Raw genomic sequence first — 22540 nt, 5'->3', positions numbered from 1 at the left:
GCGCCCGCCGCTGACCTTTTCGAATCTACCCGCGCGGGCCGACAACACCCGACCGTCCTACCCGGCACGAACCGTCGCCACGCGCACCGGAATGGCGATTGACGTGAACGTTCGGTGACCTGCCGGGAATTCCCCGGCCACCGTCCGGCGACGTTTTCCCGCGTTTTCCCGCCGCGGCCCGGAATCAGTCCTCTTCGTCCTCGTCGGCGCTGGTCAGAACGGGTGAACCGTGATGGGACCACAGTTTCCACCCGGCCGGAGTGCGCCGGAAGAGATTCGTGGACACGACCTTTCCGCCGACCAGCGGTCCGAGCTCCCCCTCCTGTTCGGCCTCGCCGCCGGAAAGGATGTTCTCGGTGCACGTGACAAGGGCCACATCGCCGTGCACCTCCGCCTCCTCGTCGGTGAGGATGAACTGGATGTACTCGGTGTTCGCCATGATCAGCATGTAGGAGCGGGTCACCTGGGCCCGTCCGCGCAGCACCGGCCACCCCGGGTGGACGCAGACCACGCCCCCCTTGTCGTCCGCCTCGCCGGCGCCCAGCCAGGCGTCCTCCACCGCCGCGAGGTCGCCGGTCTCCAGCGCCTCGTAGAGCGCCCGGTTGGCGGCCAGGACCGCCTCGCGGTCCGCCCCGCCGGCCCGTCGGCCCGCCGTCTCCCCGCTCAACCTGCCGTCACCCGCCATGACCCTCCCGTCATCGCCAACCGCTCACCCCTGCCGCGCCGCGCGCTGCCAGGCCGCGACCACCCGGACGGCGTCCGCCGTGCCGGACACGTCGTGCACCCGAACCGCCCAGGCGCCGGCCCGCGCCGAGAGCACCGACACCGCGGCGGTGGCGTCGTCGCGCTCCCGGGCCGGGCGCAGCTCCCCGGTTTCCGGGTCGGCCAGCAGCGTACCCAGGAACCGCTTGCGCGATGCGGCGACCAGCACGGGCCGGCCGAGCGCGGTGAGCGCGTCGAGCCGGCCGAGCAGCGCCCAGTTGTGCTCGGCGGTCTTGGCGAAGCCGAGCCCCGGGTCAAGGATCAGCTGGTCCTCCTTGACCCCGGCGGCGAGCAGCGCGTCGACCCGGGCGGTGAGCTCGCCGACCACGTCGGCGACCACGTCGCCGTAGACGGCCAGCCGGTCCATGTCGGCGGACTGCCCGCGCCAGTGCATCACCACGAACGGCGCGCCGGTCTCGGCCACCACCCGGGCCATCGCCGGGTCGGCCAGGCCGCCGGAGACGTCGTTGACGACCAGCGCGCCGGCCTCGACGGCCCGCTCGGCCACCGAGGCCCGCATGGTGTCGACGGAGACCGCCACCCCGGCGGCGGCCAGCTCGCGCACCACGGGGACGACCCGGCGCAGCTCCTCCTCCTCGGGGACGCGCTCCGAGCCGGGGCGGGTGGACTCGCCGCCGACGTCGACCAGGTCGGCGCCCCGGGCCCGCAGCGCGAGCCCGTGGGCGATCGCCTTGGCGGGGTCGTGCCACAGCCCGCCGTCCGAGAAGGAGTCGGGGGTCACGTTGACCACGCCCATGACGGCGCAGCGGTCCAGCCGCGGCAGTCCGGGCGGCAGCGGGAAGGGCACCGAATCGCTCATACCCCCATTATCTGACCGTCCGCTTCCGGCCACCCGGGCCACCCCCGGGGACACGTCGAGGACACGTTCCGGACACCTCGCCGCAGCCCGCGGAACGCGGCCGGCCCCCGCCGAGGAGCGTCCTCGACGGGGGCCGGCCGCGCGGTGGCGGGGGTCAGGCGGCCTCGGTGACCGCCGGCCGGGCGTCGCCCGGCAGCAGCCCCTGGCGCTGCGGCCTGCGGCCGAAGCGGGGCATGCCCAGGGTGATGAAGGCCTCCGCCTGCATCGCCGCGAAGCCGATCCGGGGCAGGTCGCGGTTGTTCGGGAAGACCAGGAACCGGGGCTCCCACTCCGGCTGGAACTTCGCGTTGAACTTGTACAGCGACTCGATCTGGAACCAGCGCGACAGGAACACCAGCAGTCCGCGCCAGGCGCGCAGCACCGGCCCGGCGCCGATCCGCTCACCGCGGGCCAGCGCGGAGCGGAACATCGCGAAGTTCAGCGACACCCGGCGCACCCCCATCGCCGGGACGGCCTGCAGCGCGGCGACGATCAGCAGCTCGTTCAGGCCCGGGTCGGCCGCCCGGTCGCGGCGCATCAGCTCCAGCGAGATGCCGTCCCGGCCCCAGGGCACGAAGTGCAGCACGGCCTTGAGGTCGTCGCCGCCCTCGCCCTCCTCGGGCGCCTTGTGGGCGGTGACCACCACGCAGTCGTCGTCGCCCGGGTCGCCGAACCGGCCGAGCGCCATCGAGAAGCCGCGCTCGGTGTCGGTGCCGCGCCAGCGGGCCGCGGCGTCGGCGATCCGCTGCTTCTCCTCCAGGGTCAGCTCGGCCACCCGGCGGACCTGGCAGGAGTAGCCGTTGCGCTCGATCCGCTTGACCATCTGGCGGACGTTGCGCATGGCCCGGCCGGCCAGCGAGAAGGTCGCGGTGTCGACGATCGCCTCGTCGCCCAGCTCCAGCGCGTCCAGCCCCGCCTCGCGGGTCCAGACCTCGCCGCCGACCTCGCTGCAGCCCATCACGGCCGGCACCCAGGCGTGCTCGCGGGCCTCGGCCATGAACACCTTGATCGCGCCGGGCCAGGCCTCGACGTCGCCGACCGGGTCACCGGAGGCGAGCATCACGCCGGAGACCACCCGGTAGGAGATCGCCGCCTTGCCGGTGGGCGAGAACAGCACGCTCTTGTCCCGGCGCAGCGCGAAGTAGCCGAGCGAGTCCCGCTCGCCGTGCCGGTCCAGCAGCGCCCGGACCTTCTCCTCGTCCTCGGCGGTCAGCTCCGGCTTGGGCTTCTCCGGCCGCAGCGCCAGGTAGGTGGTGGTGAAGGCGGTGATCAGGCCCATCCCGCCGAGCAGGTAGCCGACCAGGTCCTCGATCCGGTCCGCGTTGTAGTGCACCGGGCCCTCGAAGCCGAAGAGCCCGTAGACCACGTGCTCCAGCCGCTGGTACAGCCCGGGGTGGCCCAGCTCGTACTTGGTCCGGGTGCTGACGATCAGCAGGCCGAGCAGGACGCTGAAGGCTCCCAGCACGACCAGGTTGACCACGGCGCGCCAGCGGGTGCGCGGGTCCGCCTTGGCGTAGAACTCGCGCCGGTGCACCAGCATGACCGCGAACAGCACCAGCGAGACGACGGCCGGACCGAGCTGGTGCCAGCGCAGCAGGTGCAGCGCCGCGCCGACCGGCAGCAGCACGCACACCGCGCGCCAGGCGCGCCGCTTGCGCCGGCGCAGCGCGTGCGCGAGCAGCACCAGCAGCAGGCCGATCATCAGGGTGCCGGCGGCGGCCAGCGTGGTGGTGCCGCCGGGCAGCTGCCCGGCGAAGGTGTGCACCTTGGTGTGCCGGAGCTTGGGGAACACCGCGCTCGCGATGTCCACCAGCCCGATCAGCAGACAGGCGTAGCCGACCGCGCCGGGGAGCCAGGCCCTCGGAACGGCGGCCGCCTGGGTACGCAGCGACTGCAGGCCGCGGCGGCGCGGCGGCTGCTCGGGGCTCGGCTCAACGGACACGGGAACGCTCATGGGGGTTCAGCGTAGAGGCTGTGGCGGGGTCTCCGGTCACTCCGGGGTGGGAGCCGTGATGGACCTTCATTCCTTTTCCTTCATCGAGCAATACGCACACCAAGGAACCGGAAAAGAAGGGTAAACCGGCACCCTTGGAGCACTGCGAACTGAGCCGAGGGGCGGGTGCCGGAGCCCCTCACCGCGTGGCGCGACGGCCCCCCGCTTGCGTCCTACGTACGGTGGACGCCGCATTTTAGGGCGTCGGTTGCGCACGAGCGCAGTCGGCCTCCCGGGCTCTCCCGGCGCCCGGACAGCCTAGCCGCGCTGGCCCGGGCTGACGGACCGCCAGACGATGAAGCCTGCACCGACAGTGTCCCACCGGAAGGCCGACGGTATGGAACTGACCAGCGACGCACTGATGAACTCGCTGCTCGCCCTGGGTGCGGCGGCGCTCGCCACCACCCTCTGGGTCTGGCCCAGGCTGGCGCGGCAGCGGCCACTGCCGGTGCTCGGCCGGGTGGGGCTGCTGACGGTGACTCAGGCCTCGGTGCTCGCGGTGCTGGCGCTCAGCGTCAACAACTCGTTCGGGTTCTACACCTCATGGGACGACCTGCTCAGCCCCGGCGGCACCAAACTCGCCCTCACCAGCAGCGAGAACCACCGGGGCGGCGCCCCGGCCGACGACACCCTGCTGGAGCCGACCGCCGAGGGGGGCATGGAGACCGTCGGGGACCTTCCCAAAGGGGCACCCGAGGAGGTCGGAAAGGTCGAGTCGGTCCGGATCACCGGCAAGGAGACCGGACTGTCCGACCAGATGTTCGTCTACCTGCCGCCGGAGTACTTCGACCCGAAGCTCGGCCTGACCCGCTTCCCGGTGCTGCTGGCCATCGCCGGCTACCCCGGCACCACCCTCAACCTGATGAAGGACCTGCCGGTCATCCAGACCGCCGCGGAACTCCAGCGCACCGGGAAGATGCAGCCGGCCATCGTGGTGCTGGCCCGCCCGACCCTCACCCCGCCGCGCAACACCGAGTGCGTGGACGTCGCAGGCGGGCCGCGCACCGAGACCTGGTTCACCAAGGACGTCCCCGAGGCGCTGCACTCCGCCTACCGGATCGGCCGCTCCCCCGCCTCCTGGGGCGTCTTCGGCTACTCGACCGGCGGCAGCTGCGCGCTGCGGCTGGCGATGCGCTTCCCGACCGTCTTCGGCAGCGCGGGCGGGCTGCACGCCGACTTCAAGGTCAACGAGGACCAGTTCACCGGCGGCAGCCTGTTCGGCGGGGACCGCGCGCCGGCCGAGCAGAGCGACCTCACCTGGCGGCTGCAGAACCTGCCCGCCCCCGCCCTGTCGATGCTGGTGGTCTCCACCCGCAAGGAGGGCGACTACCCGCAGACCGTCCAGTTCGTCGAGCTGGCCCAGCAGGTCGCCGCCGCCAATCCGCAGTTCCGGGCGGAGTCGATGTACCTGGACGACGGCGGCCACAACTTCGAGAGCTGGGTGCGCGAGCTGCCCGCCTCGCTGGAGTGGATGGGCCACCACCTCGGCTGACCCCCGAGCGCCCCCAGGAGGGTGAATACCGGCCGGTCGGGCACAGGGCCCGCCGCCGCGGGGGACGTATCTCGACCGCTCCGGCCGAACGACGGCCGGGGCCGCCCCGGATCCGGGCAGGAGGCCCCATGCTCAGCACCCGATCGCTCTTCGACGAGATCTACCGGAACGACGAGGCCTACCAGCTGTTCTGCAGCATCGCCGCCGGCGGCGAGGACCAGGGCGGGTGGGAGAACGAGCGGATCACCGAGCTCACCCGCGACCCGGTGCTCGCCCCGAAGATCGCCCGGCACGGCGCCGACGAGCGCAAGCACGGCCGGATCTTCACCCAGCTGCTCCACAAACGCGGCCTGCCGAAGGTCGGCGTGCCCGCCGAGGCCGACTACTGCATGCTGCTGGAGCGCCAGGGCGTCGGCCTCGCCCACGAGCGGCTCACCACCGCCGTCCCGCTGACCGACCGCGAGATCATCACCTACCTGGCGCACAGCCGGGTCACCGAGCAGCGCGCGGCCGAGCAGATGCGCCGGCTCGTCAAGGTCTACGGGGGCAATCCCGACCTCGGCCGGGCGATGCGGATGATCTCGGCGGACGAGGACAACCACCTCGCCTACTGCCACGAGGAACTGCTGCGGCTGACCTCCGAGGGCCACGGGCCGTACATCCGGCACGTGCTGGAGACCAGCGCCCGCGGCGAGATCCGCACCCACCGGGACGTCGGCCTCGCGGTGACGTCCCGGATGGCGAGGATCCTCGGGTGGCCGCGCTGGCAGCTGGCCGTGGTCGCGGCCGGGGTGCACGCGCTCTACCTGTACGACCTGCTGTACGGCTGGCGGCGGATGGTGCGGCTGCGGATGCCCGCGCGCCGCAACGCGCTGGGCACCCCGGCGCCGCCGCACACCGAGCCCGAGCACGAACACGAGCGCGAGCCGATCTGATCGGCCCGCGCCCGCCCGGCCCGGCGGGGGCCGCGACCCGGTCAGCGCCCGATGATGAGGCTCATCGCCTCGGCCCGGGTGGCCGGGTCGCGCAGCTGCCCGCGCACGCAGGAGGTGATGGTCTTGGCACCGGGCTTGCGGATGCCGCGCATCGACATGCACATGTGCTCGCACTCGACCACGACGATCGCCCCGCGCGGCTCCAGGATCCGCATCAGCGCGTCGGCGACCTGGCTGGTGAGCCGCTCCTGCACCTGCGGCCGGCGGGCGTAGACGTCGACCAGCCGGGCCAGCTTGGACAGGCCGGTGATCTTGCCGCTGGTGGACGGGATGTACCCGACGTGCGCGACGCCCCGGAACGGCACCAGGTGGTGCTCGCAGACGGAGGTCAGCTCGATGTCCTTGACCAGCACCATCTCGTCGTGGCCGAGGTCGAAGGTGGTGGTCAGGACGTCCTCGGGCTCCTGCCAGAGGCCCGCGAATATCTCCTTGTAGGCCCGCGCCACCCGGGCCGGGGTCTCCAGCAGGCCCTCGCGGTCCGGGTCCTCCCCGACGGCCAGCAGCAGCTCGCGGATCGCGTTCTCGGCGCGCTTCTGGTCGAAGGTGCCGACGGCGGGCGAACCGTCGAGCGTCACCGGGTCGATCATGCGGGCCTCGCTAACTGGTTGACGAACAAGGGTTGAACAGCACGGATGCCGCGCCTCCAGGGTACAAACCCCGGTGGCGCGGCATCCATTCCGTCGGGTGCCGGAGCTCCCGTCAGTCCTCGGTCGGCGGTTCGACCGGCAGCGGCGGGAGCTTCACCACGTCGGCCGGGGCGGCCTCGGCGGTGGCGGTGGCGCCGTTGGTGAGCGCCAGCTCCTTGGGCGACTGCACCGGCGGGCGGGTGGACGGCGTCCGGCGGGCGGAGCCGGTCCACGCCGGACGGGCCGGGCGCTTGACGATCGGGGCGAAGATCTCGGCGATCTGCTCCTTGTTGAGGGTCTCCTTCTCCAGGAGCTCCAGAACCAGGTTGTCGAGCACGTCGCGGTTCTCGACCAGGATCTCCCAGGCCTCGTTGTGCGCGGACTCGATGAGCTTCTTGACCTCCTCGTCGACCAGCCCGGCGACCTCCTCCGAGTAGTCGCGCTGGTGACCCATCTCACGGCCCAGGAACGGCTCCGAGTTGTCGTTGCCGAACTTGATCGCGCCCAGCCGCTCGGTCATGCCGTACTGGGTGACCATGGCCCGCGCGGTGGCGGTGGCCTTCTCGATGTCGTTCGAGGCACCGGTGGTCGGGTCGTGGAAGACCAGCTCCTCCGCCGCGCGCCCGCCCAGCATGTACGCCAGCTGGTCGAGCATCTCGTTGCGGGTGGTGGAGTACTTGTCCTCCTCCGGCAGCACCATGGTGTAGCCGAGGGCCCGGCCGCGGGACAGGATGGTGATCTTGTGCACCGGGTCGCTGTACTGGCAGGCCGCCGCCACCAGGGCGTGACCGCCCTCGTGGTACGCGGTGATCTTCTTCTCCTTGTCGGACATGATCCGCGTGCGCTTCTGCGGACCCGCCACGACGCGGTCGATCGCCTCGTCCAGGATGTTGTTGTCGATCAGCTTCTTGTCCGAGCGGGCGGTCAGCAGCGCCGCCTCGTTCAGGACGTTCGACAGATCGGCACCGGTGAAGCCGGGGGTGCGCTTGGCGACGGCCGAGAGGTCGACGTCGGGCGCGATCGGCTTGCCCTTCTGGTGCACCTTGAGGATGTCCAGACGGCCCTGGAGGTCGGGGCGCTCGACCGCGATCTGCCGGTCGAAGCGGCCCGGGCGCAGCAGCGCCGGGTCCAGGATGTCCGGGCGGTTGGTGGCCGCGATCAGGATGACGCCGCCCTTGACGTCGAAGCCGTCCATCTCGACCAGCAGCTGGTTGAGGGTCTGCTCGCGCTCGTCGTGGCCGCCGCCGAGGCCCGCGCCGCGGTGCCGGCCGACCGCGTCGATCTCGTCGACGAAGACGATCGCCGGGGCGTTCGCCTTGGCCTGCTCGAAGAGGTCGCGGACGCGGCTGGCGCCGACACCGACGAACATCTCGACGAAGTCCGAACCCGAGATCGAGTAGAACGGCACGCCGGCCTCGCCCGCGACGGCGCGCGCCAGCAGGGTCTTGCCGGTACCGGGCGGGCCGTAGAGCAGCACGCCCTTGGGGATCTTGGCGCCGACGGCCTGGAACTTGGCCGGCTCCTGCAGGAACTCCTTGATCTCGTGGAGCTCCTCGACCGCCTCGTCGGCACCGGCGACGTCGGCGAAGGTGGTCTTCGGGGTGTCCTTGGTGAGCAGCTTCGCCTTGGACTTGCCGAACTGCATGACGCGCGAGCCGCCGCCCTGCATCTGGTTCATCAGGAACAGGAAGACCAGCACGATGATCACAATGGGCAGCATCGACAGCAGCAGGCTGACGAGGGTGCTCTGCTTCTCCGGGCTGACGGTGTAGCCCTCGGAGAGCGTGCTCTGGTCGTTGTCGTTGATCTGGGCCTGCAGCTTGTCGGCGATCGCGACGCCCTGGTCGCCGATGTACGAGGCCTGGAACTTGCTGCCGGACTGCGCCTTGCCGCTGCTCACGGCGGGCAGCTTGGCGCCGTCCTTCAGCTGGATCTTGATGGTGTTCGAATCACCTGTGGTGATCTGCGCCGACTTGACCTGCTTCGCGTCGATCGCTGCGACGACCTGACCGGTGTCCACCGTCTTGTAGCCGTTCGAGTCCGAAACGACCTGCATCAGCACGATGACGGCGAGGACGGCCAGCACGATCCACATGATCGGCGCACGGAAGTATCGCTTGACGTCCATCCATGCGGGGCGTTGCCGCCCCGTCCCTCCTGCCACTCAACGGCGCCGCGTGGCTGTGGGCCGCCGGCGCATTCGGTCACTGCTCATGTGAAGAGCGGTTCATTGGACCGTACCGCAGTACGACCGCCCTAGGGCGGGAGCACGGCGATACGGCGTTCTTCTATGGTCCCCCGGATCCAACGGGCGGGAACAGGCTGCTGTTCCCGTCCGTCGTCCGAACGGGTCTCAGCCGCCGTAGACGTGCGGGGCGAGGGTGCCGATGAAGGGCAGGTTGCGCAGCTTCTCCGCGTAGTCGAGGCCGTAGCCGACGACGAACTCGTTGGGGATGTCGAAGCCGACGTACTTGACGTCGATCTCGACCTTGGCGGCGTCCGGCTTGCGCAGCAGGGCGCAGACCTCCAGGGAGGCCGGGCCGCGCGAGCCCAGGTTGCCGAGCAGCCAGGACAGGGTCAGGCCGGAGTCGATGATGTCCTCGACGATCAGCACGTCGCGGCCGGCGATGTCGGTGTCGAGGTCCTTCAGGATCCGCACGACGCCGGACGACTTCGTGCCCATCCCGTACGAGGAGACGGCCATCCAGTCCATGGTGACCTGCGAGTGCAGGGTGCGGGCGAGGTCCGCCATGACCATCACGGCCCCCTTGAGGACGCCGACGATCAGCAGGTCCTTGCCTGCGTAGTCCCGGTCGATGCGCTCGGCCAGCTCCAGGAGCTTGGCGTCGATCTCGTCCTTGCTGATGAGCACCTTCGCGAGGTCAGCGCCCATGTCGTTCTGGTCCACCGGGGATACGTCCTCAAACGTGTCGGGGTCTGGATGGCCGGCGGCCGGCTCCCCCGGGGCATGCGCGCCCGTCAGTCGCCCTGTCGCCGAAAGACCAGCGTGCCACACCGCCGGGTCGCTTCGACGCCCCCGGGTAGGTGCAGCGGCCCCTGGCCGCGCCATCCGGTGACCAGCAGGTCGATCGTTTCCAGGTGCCGGGCGAACAGGTCGCCGGCCGGACAGCCCGCCCGCAGCGCCGCCCGGCGCAGCACCCGGCGGCGCACGGCGGGGGGCAGTTCGGCCAGCTTGACGGCGTCCAGGGCGCCCTCGCCCGTGCGGATGTCGCGCTCGGCCAGCGCGGCCCACTGGTCGAGCGCGTCGGCGTCGTCGCGGAAGAGCCGGGCGGTGCGGGCCAGCGCCTCGACCACGCCGCCGCCCAGGTGCTTCTCCAGCACCGGCAGCACCTCGTGGCGGACCCGGGAGCGGGTGTAGGCCGGGTCGCAGTTGTGCGGGTCGTCCCAGACCGGGATCGCCTGGGCGGAGCAGGCCTGCCGGGTGGCGGCCCGGTCCAGCTCCAGCAGCGGCCGGCGGTAGCGGCCCTTCTGGGCCGGCATGCCGGCCAGCGAGCGCGAGCCCGAACCTCGGGCCAGGCCCAGCAGGACGGTCTCGGCCTGGTCGTCACGGGTGTGGCCGAGCAGGACGGCGACCGCACCGTGCCGCTCGGCGGCCTCGTCCAGCGCGGCGTAGCGGGCGTCCCGGGCGGCGGCCTCGGGCCCGCCGTCCCGGCCGACCCGGACGGCGACCGCCTCGACCGGGTCCAGGCCCAGCTCGCGCAGCCGGCCGGCGACCTGGGCGGCGCGGTCGGCGGAGCCCGTCTGGAGGCCGTGGTCGACGGTGACGGCGCCGACCCGCAGGCCGATCTTGGGGGCCTCGAAGGCGGCCGCGATGGCGAGCGCCATGGAGTCCGCGCCGCCGCTGACGGCGACCAGGACCAGCGGGGAGCCGGGCGCGGCGGGGGTGCGGGGCAGCCCGGACGGGTGGCGGTGGGCGTTGCCGATCAGCGTGGTGCCGACGGCGGCGGGCAGCGCGGCGGCGGCCAGCGGCACGCCGCCGGTGCGCTCGCGCGGCTCCCGGACGGGCGCGGTGAAGGTGGAACCGGCCTCGGCGGCGAGGTCGGTGAGGGTGCGGCGAACGGCCAGGCGTATCGCGGCGACGGCGGGGTGAGGGCCCACGGCGACGACTCCTCGCGGAGGGGGGACAGGACGGCGGTGGGCGCGGCGGGGGACCGCGCATCCGTGTGCGCCCTGTTACCGGGCGCTCACAGATGGTGGCAGAAAGGAGGCACCCGCTACGCCACCCGCGCCACCGGTACGACCACCGTCCCACGTTCGGGTGAATGAAGAAACGTATCTTCACCCGCCATGTGCACGGCTGGACCACCCGTACGAACGGGTTTGAGCGCACTCCTCCCCGCTCTCACCGCGCGACGCGGGCCACCCAGGCGGCGGGGTCGTGGATCTCCTCCTTCGTCGGCAGGGTGTTCGGGGACGTCCAGACCCGGTTGAAGCCCTCCATGCCGACCTGCTCGACCACGCCCCGGACGAAGACCGCGCCGTCCTGGTACTGGCGGAGCTTGGCGTCCATGCCGAGCAGCCGGCGCAGCACCAGGTCCAGCCGGTTGGCGCCGCGGTCCCGGCGCTGCTGGAACTTCTCGCGGATCTCGGCGACGCTCGGCACCACGGCCGGGCCCACACCGTCCATCACCACGTCCGCGTGCCCCTCCAGCAGGGACATCACGGCGGTCAGCCGGCCGAGGATCTCCCGCTGGGCGGGCGACTGGACGATCTCCAGCAGGCCGGCCGACGACGCCGCGCTGTCGCCCCGGCCGCCGCCCAGGCCCGGCAGTCCGGCGCCCAGCGAGCCGGCGGCGTCGCGCAGCCGCTCCAGCAGCGCGCCCGGGTCGACGTCCGTCTCGGCCAGGAAGGACTGCACCTCGGACTGGATGTGGTCGCGCAGCCAGGGCACCGCGGTGAACTGGGTGCGGTGGGTCTCCTCGTGCAGACAGACCCAGAGCCGGAAGTCGGCCGGGTCGACGTCCAACTCCCGCTCCACGTGCACGATGTTGGGCGCCACCAGCAACAGCCGCCCGGGGCCGGGGCCCTCGGGGCCGAGCCGGGGCTTGTCGAACAGCGCGGCCGGGCTGTCCGGCGCCTCCAGCGAGGGCTCCCCCGGGGCGAAGGTCTCGTACTGGCCGAGCACCTTGGTGGCCAGGAACGCCAGCAGCGCGCCGACCTCGATGCCGGTGGCCTTCTCCCCCACCGTGCCGAACACCGCGGAGGCCGACCCGTTCGTCCGGCGCGCCTGCAGCTTCTCCACCAGCGGCTGCACGATGGTGCGGAAGCCCGCCACGTTGGCCCGCACCCAGCCGGGCCGGTCCACGATCAGCACCGGGGTCGCGGCCGCCTCGGCCAGGCTGCTGGAGCGCATGCCGGTGAACCCCCGGACGTGCTCCTCGGCCGCCAGAGCGTGCCGGCGCAGTTCGGCGACCACCGCGGCCGCCTCGGCCCGGCTCACCTCCGGCCCCGGCCGCACCAACCTGGTCGCGGTCGCGACCGCGAGATTCCAGTCGACCATGTCGGCACCGCCGCTCGCGCTCGTCATGCCCTCACCGTACGTGCTCCCGCCCGCCTGGGGGAGCCGGAACGGCCGGTCAATGGCCGGTCAATGGCCGCCCGGCAACGCCGCACCCGCCCCGGCGCCCGAAGCGCCCGCCCCGAGGCGCCCCGTCGCGAGGCCGCAGCGGAGTTGCCGCACTTCCGACGCGGAACGTCCCCACCCGGGCCGACCCGGCCTCAGCGGGACACCGCACGCGAAGCGCCCACCCCGAGGCACCCCGTCGCGAGGCCGCAGCGAAGTTGCCGCACTTCCCACGCGAAACGTCCCCACCCGGGCCTCGCTACCGGCCACGCAAGCCGTGGAAAGGAGTCGCCCCGTCTCCTGAGAGTTCCGCCGCCACCAAGGCGCCACCCCGAACCACAGCGCAACGGGCCGCCCCACCCGCCGCACACACCGAGCCGCCTCTCCCCCGGAGCACCGCGGCAAAGCCCCCGCCTCCTGCACGCACCACCGCACCGAGGCCGCCGGCGACCACACACCCGAGAGCCGCAATGGAGTCACGCCATCCTCCGCACACCTCACCCGGCGCCCACGCCCGACCCGCCGGCCGCGCTGTGCGAATCCGGGCCTGGGCGAGCCGCCTTGGACTCCCGCCCCCCGCCCGGAGGGCGGGCCGGCCAGGGAGTTTCTCGCTGGGCAACTGCACCGCAGGGCGAAGCTTCTCAGCCGAAGGCCGAAGGCCAGGGGCCGGGATCTCCCGGCCACCCTCGCTCGGGTGTGGTGGGCCGACTGCAGGGGTCAGTGGCAGCCGCAGGCGGCCAGGCGGGCCACTACGCGGTCCATCGCGGTGCGGGCGGTGTCGGCGGGGGCGGTGGTGCGGGTCATCAGGGCGAAGGAGAGCAGACGGCCGTCGGCGTCCACGACGGTGCCGGCCAGGGTGTTGACGCCGCTCAGGCTGCCGGTCTTGGCGCGGACCAGCCCGGCCGCGTCGGCGGCGCCCGAGGCGGAGCCGAAGCGCTTGCCGAGGGTGCCGGTGAATCCGGCGATCGGCAGGCCGGTCAGCACCGGACGCAGCGCGGGGTGCTGCGCGGAGGCGGCCAGCGCGAGCAGCTTCACCAGGACGACCGGCGGGATCGCGTTGCCGGTGTGCAGGCCGCTGCCGTCGTTGATCACCACGCCGGCCGTCGGCACGCCGAGCCGGGCGAGTTCCTGGGTGACGGCGGTGGCGGCGCCCTCGAAGCTGGCCGGCTGGTGGGCGGCGATCGCGGCCTGCCGGGCGATCGCCTCGGCCAGGGTGTTGTTGGAGGTGGTCAGCAGCCGCTCGACCAGCCGGGCCACGGTCGGCGACTCGACCCGGCCGAGCACCGGCGCGTCGGCGGCGGCCGGTGCGGTGGCCTGCTTCGGCTTGCCCTGGACGGTGATGCCCTGGGCCTTGAGCAGGTTGGCGAAGGCCTCGGCGGCCGCCGACGCCGGATCGCCGACCCGGGCCGGCGCGTCGTCGCGGCTCTTCGGGTCGACCTTGCCCTCGTCGACCATCAGCGGCGTCACCGCGGCGATGTTCTCGTTGTCGTGGTTCTTGTGCAGCGGGGCACCGGTGTAGAGGGAGACGTCGTAGTCGAGCGCGACGGTGGTGGTTCCCGCGGTCTTCAGCGCGGCGGCGGTCTGCCGGGCCAGCGCGTCCAGCGAGGCGGGGGCGGTGTCCGGGTCGGCGGGGACGCCGCCGATCTGCACCTGGTCGGCGGGCAGCCCGGTCAGCGTCGGGTCGCCGCCACCCACGAGGGTGATCCCGCCGGTGGCCGCGTTCTTGACGACCCTGGTGGTCAGCCGGGTGTCGCCGGGGATCAGCGACAGGGCCGCGATCGAGGTGGCCAGCTTGGTGGTGGACGCCGGGGTGGCGGCGGTGTTCTCACCGTTCCCGTAGAGGAGTTGGCCGTCGGCGGCGTCCGCGACGGCGAGGCCGACGGTGCCGAGGTTCTTGTCGGCGAGCACGGCGGCGAGCGCCTGCTGGAGGCCCTGGGCGGTGGGCAGGCCGGTGTCCGGCCCCGCCCCGGCGGCGGCCAGCACCGTCCCGGCGGGAGCCGGCTGGGCAGCCCCGGTGGACTTGGCGGCGGGCGGGTTGGCGGCGGTGCCGGTGGGGCCCGCCGTGCCGGTGGCGGCGGGCGTGGTGCCGGTGGCGCTCGCGGTCGGGTGGGGCGACTCGCCGGTCCGGTGCCCCGGCCGGTTGCCGTTCCGGTCCCCCTTGTCACCCTTGCCGTCGTCCCGCCGGCCGTTGCCCTCGTCCTCGTCCCCGTGGGCGTTCCCGGCGGTCCGGCCGCCCGGCGAGGCCGATCCGGTCGGCGTCGGGGACGGCTGCGCGTACGCACCGCCCGCACCGAGCACCGTTCCGGCGACCAGCAACGCCGCCCCGAACAGCCCGGCGGCCGTCCCCCCGCGTCGGTCTCCCGACCCAGCCCCTGCACGCACCGACCCGGCCCCTTTCCTGAGCACTCACTCCCGTAGGAGACACTTGGATTCTGTCAGTCCCTACCTTGGAGGAACCGTTGGAGTTCGACGTCCTTATCGAAATCCCGAAGGGCTCTCGTAACAAGTACGAGGTCGACCACGAGACCGGCCGTCTGCGGCTCGACCGGATGCTCTTCACCTCGACCCGCTACCCGGCCGACTACGGCTACGTCGAGGGCACCCTGGCGGACGACGGTGACCCGCTGGACGCCCTGGTCATCCTGGACGAGCCGACCTTCCCCGGTTGCCTGATCAAGTGCCGCGTCATCGGCATGTTCAAGATGACGGACGAGGCCGGCGGCGACGACAAGCTGCTCTGCGTCCCGGCGACGGACCCGCGCTGGGAGCACCTGCAGGACATCCACCACGTGTCGGAGTTCGACCGCCTGGAGATCCAGCACTTCTTCGAGGTCTACAAGGACCTGGAGCCCGGCAAGTCCGTCGAGGGTGCCAACTGGGTCGGCCGCACCGAGGCCGAGGCCGAGGTCACCGCGTCGATCAAGCGTCTGGCGGAGCAGGGCGGTCACTGAGCCGTCGTACCCGTCTCGTCCGTCCGGCGGTCCGTCCGCCGGGGCGCTTCGAGGTAGGTCGAGGCAGTCGGAGGCCGGGGTTCGCGGAGTTTTCCGCGGACCCCGGCCTTCGCCGTTCCCGGGGGCGCGCGATTCTTCCCGACACCCTGTCGGCATGACGGGAGATTAGGTTAGGCTAACCAAAGCAATCGGGGGTGTACTCGATCTCTGGAGGCCCGCATGCCCATACCCGAGCAGCCCGTCGTCCCGTTCTCCACCGTGCTGCGCACCGCCAGCAGTGCCGAGCACGAGGCCGCGGAACAGTCGTCCTTCATGAGCAGGCTGCTCGGCGGGCACCTCGGCGTCGAGGCCTACGCCGACCTCACCGGCCAGCTCTGGTTCGTCTACCGCGCCCTGGAGGAGCGGGCCGCCGAGCTGTCGGAGCACCCGGTGGCCGGGCCGTTCATCGACCCCGCGGTGCTGCGGACCGAGGCCATCGAGCGCGACCTCGCCCACCTGCGCGGCCCGGACTGGCGCGAGGGGCTCGCGCCGCTGCCCGCCACCGCCGCGTACGTCACCCGGCTGGAGGAGCTCGCGGAGCAGTGGCCGGCGGGCTACGTCGCCCATCACTACACCCGCTACCTGGGAGACCTGTCGGGTGGCCAGATCATCCGCGGCATCGCCGAGAAGACCTGGGGCTTCGAGCGCAAGGGCGACGGCGTGCGGTTCTACGTCTTCGAGGGCGTGGACAACCCGGCCGCCTTCAAGCGCGACTACCGCGCCAAGCTGGACGCCGCCGGCCTGGCCCTGGACGAGGTCGAGCGCCGCCGGGTGGTCGAGGAGTGCAAGCGCGCCTTCCAGCTGAACGGCGCCCTCTTCCGCGACCTGGACACCCGGTACCCGCTGAGCGCCTGAAGCAGCTGAACGGGAGCAGGAAGTCGGCCCGGCCGACTTCCTGCTCCTTGCGTATCAGCCCAGGCCGAACCAGGGAAGGCACTCCCCCAGCCCCTCGGTCTTCACCGCGACCCGCTCGCCCTCCCGCCACCGGTCGGCGGTGAGGCGGAGCCTGCGCAGGACGACGGACTTCCCGCGGACGACGTGGTGCTCGATGCCGTCCTCGCGGTACCCCAGCTTGCCCGACACCCCCAGCGAAGCCGCGTTGTCCGCGTAGGCGCCGGAGACGGCGTGCCGCGCACCGAGTCCGGCGAAGGCCAGGTGGAGGACGGCGGCGCGCATCTCGGTCCCCAGGCCCTGCCCGTGGTGGCTCCGGCCGAGCCACGACCCGGTGTGCACTTCGCGACGGATCGCGAAGTCCCGCGCGCTGATGCCCTGGGTGCCGACGACGACGCCGTCCCGCAGCACCACGAGGTTCAACTCCCAGTCCTCCGGCTGCCACACCCCCCAGCAGCGCCAGTGGTACTGCAGGACGCTCCGGGCCCGCTGCTCGGGCTCGACGTCCGTCCAGGCGACGGTGAAGGGCTGCACGGCCGGGTCGTGCACACCCTCGGCCGCCAGCGAGGCCAACGCGGACAGCTCGTCGGGGTTCGGCAGCCGCAGTTCCAGGCGCGGGGTGGTCAGCCGCAGTCCGGCGAGCGGCCAGTGCGTCATCAGGCTCATGCAGGGCGATTCTCCCGATCCATCGCGCCCGGGACCACTGGATATCGCCGGCACGAAGCGGCGTGGAGCAGGAAGTCGGCTGCTCCGACTTCCTGCTCCGGGGTCGTTGTCACCGGCGCGCGCGGCGGTTGTCGGGGTTGGTTTCGGGGCTGAAGTGGCGGGCCTGGCGGGCGATCCAGGTGTATTCGGGGGTGCCTTCGGGGGAGGTGCGGAGTTCCCAGCGGCCGTGGCGGGTGATGGGCGGCGGGGGCGGGCCGATCTTGAGGGTGGTGAGGACTCCGGTGATCACGGTGGCGAGGGCGAGGGCGAGGAGGACGGCGAGGGCGCCGATGCAGAGGGTGGTCATCACCGGCTCGCTTCACGGAGGAGTTCGAGGAGGTTGAGGAGGGTGGCGACGGAGGTGTCCCCGAAGTCGACGAGGAGACGGCCGTCAACGGTGGCGCCGTTGACGCGGGCGGAGCCCCACTGGACGCCGAAGGGCTTGCCACGGTCGTGGAGTTCGCGCAGGAGCGCGGTGACCTCCGGCTCGGTGTAGGTGCGCAGGTAGGTGTCGTGGGGTTCGAGGGGCATCTTCACGCGGCGGCGTCCAGCTCGAACCAGGTGACCTTGCCGGACTTCACGGGGTCGACACCGAAGCGGTCGGTGAGGGCGCGCACGAGGTCAAGTCCTCGTCCGGAGACGGCGTAGGGATCGGCGCTCGCGCTGGACTCCGGCAGGTCGGGGCACCCGTCGCAGACGGCGACGCGGAGCACGGCGGGCTGGAGGGAGACCAGGACCGCCGGGGACGGGGAGCCCGCGTGCTGCCAGGCATTGATGTAGAGCTCGTGGAAGGCGAGTTCGGCGTCGGCGATGACGTCGGGCGGCCAGCCGGCGGACCGGAGGATGGCACGGAGTTCGGTGCGGGCGATGGAGCAGTCCGGCGGGTTGAGGGCACGCATGACAGACCTCCATGGGAGTGGGAGGGGGGAGCAGAGGGAACGTCGCCGCGGACGAGGCCGGCCCGGACCTGGCCGCTCCCGGCGCGAAAGGGCAGCATGCGCCTACTGCCCTGGGAACAAGCGCCACTGACGATCCGCTAAGTGATCGAGGCAACACTGACGGTAAGTCATTAGGTTCCACGCGTGCAACACAATCCGGGGAGATTGACCCGCAAGGCGAGGGGCCTCACCCGCACGAGTGGCATCCCGAGCCCTTACGGCGGGAGACTGCTCGGACACGGAAGGGAATCCCTTGGCACTCAGGACCCACATCAGTGAGAGGCAGCGGCGCTTCGGCGCTGAACTGAGGCGCCTGCGCGAGGGCGCCGGGTTGGCGGTCAAAGATGCCGGCGCGCTCGTCGGCATGGGCGGCCCGCAGCTCAGCCACATCGAAGCCGGGCGAACGGGGCTGGATCCGGACCGGCTGGCGATCCTGCTGGAAGCTTTCGGTCTCACGGATGAGACCTATGTGAGCGCTCTCCATCAGATGGGGCTCAGCAACGGGAAGGGCTGGTGGAGTGCCTTCAAGGGCTTCGTCAACCAACCGGCCCTCGATCTGGCCGAGTCCGAGTCGACCGCTACGTTGCTTTCCAACTACGAGACCTTGTTGATTCCTGGGCTGCTTCAGGTTCCCAGCTACAGCGAGGTCATACTCAGCAGCGACCAGAAGAAGGTGGCGTTCCGCCAAGGTCGCCAGCGGGCACTGGAGGGAACCGGAGCTGTTCCCTTTCATGCAGTGATCCACGAGGCCGCTCTACGCACCCGATTCGGCGGCCGGGACGCAATGAGGGATCAGCTGGACCATCTGGTCGAGGTCAGCGAACTCCCTCACGTCACCATCCAGATCCTCCCCTTCCGCTGCACCGACTACGTCTCCACAGGAACGCCGTTCATGATCCTGCACGGTCCGCACCGGGATCTGGACACAGTGCTGACGGAGCATCCCAGCGGCACTTCCTACTTGAGCGAGCCGGCGGACATCACGGCTTACCACTCAAAGTTCGAGCGGCTCAAGTCCCTTGCGCTCCCCGCGCTGGATGCATCCCGCCCTCTACGATCTCGTGTCGAACCCGACTCCTGGGGACTGGTTCAACACCTCCGCTACACCCTCTAAGGAAGGCGCACATGTCACGGATCGACTGGCAGAAATCCAGCTTCAGCGGAGATGATTCCAACTGTGTCGAGATCCGCACGGGAGCCGGTCTGATCGAACTCCGGGAGTCCGACGACGGCCACGTCGTCCTCCGCACCACCGCGACCGCCTTCACCGGACTCCTCGGCGCCATCAAGGCCGGCGAACTCGACTGCGGCGCATAGCCCAAAAAGCCGGAGTGGGAAGTCGGCCGGTCCGACTTCCCACTCCGGCGTTCTTGATCAGGCGGTGGTGGACTTGCGGTGGCGGGCCAGGGCGGTGGCGCCGCCGCCGAGGAGGAGCAGGCCGCCGGCCGTAGCGAGAAGCGGGGCCACCGGGGTGGAGGAGCCGGTGGAGGCCAGCATGCCGGAGCCGCCGACCGCAGCGCCGCCGGTGGTGGTCAGGGAGGCGCCGCCGACCGAACCGGCGCCCCCGGCCGAACCGGTGCCTCCGGCCGTGCCGGTGGTGGTTCCGCCCGCCGAACCACCGGTGCTCGGCCGGGTGGTGGGCAGCTGGGCGTTCTTGTCGAAGGCCAGCGAGACGGTGACCGGGTCGAGGGCCTCGCCCGCCTTGTAGTTGGCGAAGGCCGGGACGCCCTCGGCGGTCAGGGTGGCCGGGACGGCGTTCAGCGTCACCACGCCGTTGACCGGGGCGAGGCTCGCCTTCGACACGTCCAGCTTGGCGATCCGGGCGGCGGACAGCGTGGTCGTCTTCCCGTCCAGGGACTTGGCGTTGACGTCGGCCGTCAGGAACGCGCCGTCCTTGTCGATGCTCAGGCCCAGCTTGGAGAAGGTGGTGTCCAGCTGGTAGCCGCCGCCCTCGGCCGGGTGGCCGAGGAAGCGCACCGAGCCGGCGAAGCCCGCCGACAGGGCGTGGCTCTTGGTGTTGTAGCTGCCGTTGGCGCCGCCGAAGCGGTAGTCGGCCGCGCCGCCGCCGAACTCGACCTTGCCGTTGGCCACCGGGCTCTGCAGGTACTTGCGGAAGCTCTCCTTGACCGACCAGTCCAGGGTGCCGTTGACGACGGCGAGTTCACCGTTGCCGCTCGGCGCGGTGGACGGGCTGCCGGTCGCAGACGGCGTGGTGGTCGCGGTGGCGCTGGCGGTCGGGGACGAGGTCGCGGACGGCGAGGAGGTGGCCGACGGGGACTGCGTCGCGGAAGGCGTGGCGGTCGCCGTGGGCGAGGCGGTCGCGGACGGGGACTGCGTCGCGGACGGCGTGGCCGTGGCCGACGGCGAGGCCGTGGCCGTGGCCGTGGCCGTGGTGGACGGCGTGGCGGTCGGCGACGGGGTGGCCGGGCTCTGCTTGAGCAGCAGCGCCAGCGGGTCCATGTCCGCCCCGGCCTGGTAGAAGCCCGCGAACGCCTTGGCGCCCTCCTCCGTCAGCTTCGCCGCCGTCGGCACGCCCGTCGTGGTGTCCCGGCCCACGGTGAAGGTCACCAGCGGCACGTCGTCCCGCTTGGTCACCTCCGTCGCACCCATCGACTCCTTGGAGGCGGTGTCGGCGGTGAGCGTGCCGGCCGTTCCCGCAGTGGTGATCTTCAGATCGCTGAGCGCCACGTCCAGCGCCCCGTGGTGGGCCGTGAAGTGCACGCCGCCGGTGAAGGAGGAGCTGAGCGTGTGGGTGGTGAGGTCGTACTTGGCGCTCGCCAGGCCGAAGTGGAAGGTGCCGTCGGCGTTGCGGGTCGCGCCGTCGGTGAGCTCGATCGCTCCGCCCTGGGAGGCCGGGCTCTCGATGTAGGTGCGGAAGCTGGCCTTCACGCCCCAGTCCAGCGCGCCGGTGTCGTAGGTGACGCTGCTCGGCGCGCCGGCACCGAAGGCCAGGGCCGGGGCGCCGAAGGCGGTCAGACCGAGGCCGGCGGTGACGGCGGCCAGGGCGGCCATCCGGGTGCGGTTGCGGGACATGGGGGAACTCCGATCGATGAACAGGGGGGAAGGGGGAGCGGTCAGGCCGCGTCGGTGGGGGTGGCGCGACGACGGCGGACGACGAACAGGCCACCGGCCACGGCCAGCGCGGCGACGGCCAGGCCTCCGGCCACCACGGCCGCCGTCGGCACGCCGTCCGAGCCGCCGGCGTCGGTGGTGGCGGCGACCGGCGTGGTGGACGGGCTCGGCGCGACGGCCGGGGCGCTGCCGATGTCGGGCAGCGGCGGGAGGGCGGCGGCCGGGTCCAGGGCGACGGCGAAGCTCAGCGGGTCCATCTCGGTGCCCGCCGGGTAGAGGCCGCCGAAGGCCTTGCCGCCCGGCTCGGTGAGCGTGAGCGGGAGCTCGACGGCCTTGAGCAGCCCGCCCTCGGACTTGAGGCCGGCCGGGTCGAAGGTCGCCAGCTCGACGCCGGTGAGCTGCTGCGCGGCGCCGTCCGGCGTGCGGCCGGAGACGTCGGCGCGCAGCACGCCCTTGCCGTCGGCGACGGTGACGCCCGGGTTGGCCAGGGTGAGGTCCAGGTCGTAGGCGTCGCCGTTCTTCAGGCCGGTGAAGCGGACGCTGCCGGAGAACGCGGCGCTCAGCGCACCGCTCGCCGGGTCGTAGCTGCCCTTGGCGGGCGTCCAGCGGAAGAACGCGCCGCCGTCCGCCGCGCCGGCGGTGGGCTCCCAGCGGCCCTGGGCGATGGAGCCGGTGACGTAGTCGCGGAAGGTGCGGCGCACGCCCCAGTCGAGCGCGCCGTTGCCGAACTCGGTGGCGGCGGCCGGAGCGCCGGTCGGGGCCGGGGTGTCGGTCGGAGCCGCCGGAGCGGTCGACGGTGCGGCGCTCGGCGACGCGGAGGCGGAGGCGGAGGCGGACGCGGACGCGGTCGCGGTCGCGCTCGGGGCGGCGGTCGGCGTCGCGGTGGCACTCGGCGCGGCCGGGGTCGGCTGCGCCGCCGGAAGGTTGACCGACAGGCTGACCGGGTCGAGCGCCGTCCCCGCGGTGTAGAACCCGCTGAAGGCCTTGGCGCCCGCGTCGGTCAGCGTCGCCGGGACGTTGCTGAGCGTCAGGGTGCCGGACGCGCCGCGCAGGTCGACGCCGGCCAGCGAGAGGTCCGCCAGCTTGGCCTGGCTCGCGCTGCTGACCTGTCCGGTCTCCCGGGACTTGCTGCTGACGTCCGCGTAGAGCCCGGCCGAGCCGCCCGCCGCGGCCCGGAAGGTGAGCCGACCGATGCTCAGGTCGAGCGCGTCGGCGCCGTTCTCCTGGTGCCCGGTGAACCGGACCCCGCCGGAGAACGCGGCGCTCAGCGCACCGCTCGCCGGGTCGTACGTGCCGGCCGCCGAGTGGAACCGGAAGCCGCTGCCGGCGACCGTGGCCGCGCCGCCGGTCAGCGACCACCTCCCCTGGGCGATCGGCCCGGTGACGTACGTCAGGAAGGACTGCTTGATCCCCCAGTCGAGCCGCCCGCCGGACACCCGCCCCTCGGCCGCCACCGCCTGGCCGGGCAGCAGGGCGACCGTCAGCAGGGCCGCCAGGGCGGCCACCAGGCCGGCGGTCAGACGGCGGAGCCGATGGGGCAGAGGCACGCGGATCACTCCTCGGCGCGACAGGGGGAAAGCGGGGTCGGCGCATCGCCGACCCCCTTGCGGTCTTTAGGTAAGGCTAACCTAAT

The 22540-nt window shown here is 72.4% G+C and carries 21 protein-coding genes; 6 read left to right on the top strand and 15 right to left on the bottom strand.

Annotated elements, in window-relative coordinates:
• Positions 1 to 184: 184 nt before the first annotated feature.
• From ACFC0B_RS36850 to ACFC0B_RS36840, 3 genes are all read right to left on the bottom strand, one after another.
• Complete coding sequence (locus tag ACFC0B_RS36850) at positions 185 to 667, bottom strand: nuclear transport factor 2 family protein (RefSeq protein ID WP_376096475.1); 483 nt, start codon at positions 665 to 667, stop codon at positions 185 to 187.
• 42 nt (positions 668 to 709) lie between these two features.
• Positions 710 to 1582 (bottom strand): dihydropteroate synthase, encoded by an 873-nt coding sequence (gene folP, locus ACFC0B_RS36845; protein ID WP_376096472.1) that lies wholly within the window; start codon positions 1580 to 1582, stop codon positions 710 to 712.
• 154 nt (positions 1583 to 1736) lie between these two features.
• Entirely contained in the window at positions 1737 to 3575 is a 1839-nt protein-coding gene (locus tag ACFC0B_RS36840; protein WP_376096469.1) for a phosphatidylglycerol lysyltransferase domain-containing protein, read from the bottom strand.
• A 376-nt stretch (positions 3576 to 3951) separates the two neighbouring features.
• Here ACFC0B_RS36840 and ACFC0B_RS36835 point away from each other — a divergent pair, with 376 nt between their 5' ends.
• On the top strand, positions 3952 to 5106 hold the full coding sequence (locus tag ACFC0B_RS36835; RefSeq protein ID WP_376096466.1) for an alpha/beta hydrolase: 1155 nt from the start codon (positions 3952 to 3954) through the stop codon (positions 5104 to 5106).
• A gap of 128 nt (positions 5107 to 5234) precedes the next feature.
• The gene (locus tag ACFC0B_RS36830; protein WP_376096463.1) at positions 5235 to 6041 is read left to right on the top strand and encodes a ferritin-like domain-containing protein; all 807 of its coding nucleotides are present in this window, start codon (positions 5235 to 5237) and stop codon (positions 6039 to 6041) included.
• Positions 6042 to 6082: 41 nt separating this feature from the next.
• On the opposite strand, the gene folE is transcribed toward ACFC0B_RS36830, so the two are convergent.
• The 6 genes from folE to dacB form a co-directional block, all read right to left on the bottom strand.
• Positions 6083 to 6688 (bottom strand): GTP cyclohydrolase I FolE, encoded by a 606-nt coding sequence (gene folE, locus ACFC0B_RS36825; RefSeq protein ID WP_376096460.1) that lies wholly within the window; start codon positions 6686 to 6688, stop codon positions 6083 to 6085.
• A gap of 112 nt (positions 6689 to 6800) precedes the next feature.
• A complete protein-coding gene (ftsH, locus tag ACFC0B_RS36820) occupies positions 6801 to 8855 on the bottom strand; it encodes an ATP-dependent zinc metalloprotease FtsH (protein WP_376096457.1) in 2055 nt (684 codons plus the stop codon).
• A 225-nt stretch (positions 8856 to 9080) separates the two neighbouring features.
• Positions 9081 to 9635 (bottom strand): hypoxanthine phosphoribosyltransferase, encoded by a 555-nt coding sequence (gene hpt, locus ACFC0B_RS36815; RefSeq protein ID WP_049654051.1) that lies wholly within the window; start codon positions 9633 to 9635, stop codon positions 9081 to 9083.
• A gap of 71 nt (positions 9636 to 9706) precedes the next feature.
• Complete coding sequence (gene tilS / locus ACFC0B_RS36810; RefSeq protein WP_376096454.1) at positions 9707 to 10846, bottom strand: tRNA lysidine(34) synthetase TilS; 1140 nt, start codon at positions 10844 to 10846, stop codon at positions 9707 to 9709.
• A 244-nt stretch (positions 10847 to 11090) separates the two neighbouring features.
• Complete coding sequence (locus ACFC0B_RS36805; RefSeq protein WP_376096451.1) at positions 11091 to 12275, bottom strand: zinc-dependent metalloprotease; 1185 nt, start codon at positions 12273 to 12275, stop codon at positions 11091 to 11093.
• A 753-nt stretch (positions 12276 to 13028) separates the two neighbouring features.
• On the bottom strand, positions 13029 to 14627 hold the full coding sequence (gene dacB, locus ACFC0B_RS36800; protein ID WP_376096448.1) for a D-alanyl-D-alanine carboxypeptidase/D-alanyl-D-alanine-endopeptidase: 1599 nt from the start codon (positions 14625 to 14627) through the stop codon (positions 13029 to 13031).
• A gap of 143 nt (positions 14628 to 14770) precedes the next feature.
• Here dacB and ACFC0B_RS36795 point away from each other — a divergent pair, with 143 nt between their 5' ends.
• Both ACFC0B_RS36795 and ACFC0B_RS36790 read left to right on the top strand, forming a co-directional pair.
• Positions 14771 to 15262, top strand: coding sequence for an inorganic diphosphatase (locus ACFC0B_RS36795; protein ID WP_344344657.1), 492 nt, complete (start codon positions 14771 to 14773; stop codon positions 15260 to 15262).
• A 219-nt stretch (positions 15263 to 15481) separates the two neighbouring features.
• A complete protein-coding gene (locus ACFC0B_RS36790; RefSeq protein ID WP_376096445.1) occupies positions 15482 to 16156 on the top strand; it encodes a heme oxygenase (biliverdin-producing) in 675 nt (224 codons plus the stop codon).
• Between the two features lie 54 nt (positions 16157 to 16210).
• On the opposite strand, the gene ACFC0B_RS36785 is transcribed toward ACFC0B_RS36790, so the two are convergent.
• From ACFC0B_RS36785 to ACFC0B_RS36770, 4 genes are all read right to left on the bottom strand, one after another.
• On the bottom strand, positions 16211 to 16858 hold the full coding sequence (locus ACFC0B_RS36785; RefSeq protein WP_376096442.1) for a GNAT family N-acetyltransferase: 648 nt from the start codon (positions 16856 to 16858) through the stop codon (positions 16211 to 16213).
• Between the two features lie 109 nt (positions 16859 to 16967).
• Complete coding sequence (locus ACFC0B_RS36780) at positions 16968 to 17204, bottom strand: hypothetical protein (protein WP_376096439.1); 237 nt, start codon at positions 17202 to 17204, stop codon at positions 16968 to 16970.
• Positions 17204 to 17434: a hypothetical protein gene (locus ACFC0B_RS36775; RefSeq protein WP_376096436.1), complete on the bottom strand. Its 231-nt coding sequence runs from the start codon at positions 17432 to 17434 to the stop codon at positions 17204 to 17206. The genes ACFC0B_RS36780 and ACFC0B_RS36775 overlap by 1 nt, the downstream gene beginning before the upstream one ends.
• Positions 17431 to 17796, bottom strand: coding sequence for an ATP-binding protein (locus tag ACFC0B_RS36770; RefSeq protein WP_376096433.1), 366 nt, complete (start codon positions 17794 to 17796; stop codon positions 17431 to 17433). Before ACFC0B_RS36770 ends, ACFC0B_RS36775 begins: the two co-directional genes overlap by 4 nt.
• Before the next feature lie 292 nt (positions 17797 to 18088).
• On the opposite strand from ACFC0B_RS36770, the gene ACFC0B_RS36765 reads away from it, so the two are divergent.
• Positions 18089 to 18949, top strand: a complete 861-nt coding sequence (locus ACFC0B_RS36765) for a helix-turn-helix domain-containing protein (protein ID WP_376096430.1) — start codon at positions 18089 to 18091, stop codon at positions 18947 to 18949.
• A gap of 11 nt (positions 18950 to 18960) precedes the next feature.
• Positions 18961 to 19152 carry a DUF397 domain-containing protein gene (locus ACFC0B_RS36760; RefSeq protein ID WP_376096427.1) on the top strand — a complete coding sequence of 64 codons (192 nt, stop codon included), beginning with the start codon at positions 18961 to 18963 and terminating at the stop codon, positions 19150 to 19152.
• Positions 19153 to 19209: 57 nt separating this feature from the next.
• Here the strand turns inward: ACFC0B_RS36760 and ACFC0B_RS36755 are convergent, their stop codons facing one another.
• Both ACFC0B_RS36755 and ACFC0B_RS36750 read right to left on the bottom strand, forming a co-directional pair.
• Complete coding sequence (locus tag ACFC0B_RS36755; protein WP_376096424.1) at positions 19210 to 20868, bottom strand: HtaA domain-containing protein; 1659 nt, start codon at positions 20866 to 20868, stop codon at positions 19210 to 19212.
• 41 nt (positions 20869 to 20909) lie between these two features.
• A complete protein-coding gene (locus ACFC0B_RS36750) occupies positions 20910 to 22454 on the bottom strand; it encodes an HtaA domain-containing protein (RefSeq protein WP_376096421.1) in 1545 nt (514 codons plus the stop codon).
• Between the last annotated feature and the right edge of the window lie 86 nt (positions 22455 to 22540).

It is taken from the genome of Kitasatospora sp. NPDC056184, assembly GCF_042268405.1.
In the GTDB taxonomy this organism is placed as follows: Bacteria; Actinomycetota; Actinomycetes; order Streptomycetales; family Streptomycetaceae; genus Kitasatospora.
Note: the sequence above shows the minus strand (reverse complement) of the source record. Positions and strands in the feature narration are given on the sequence as shown.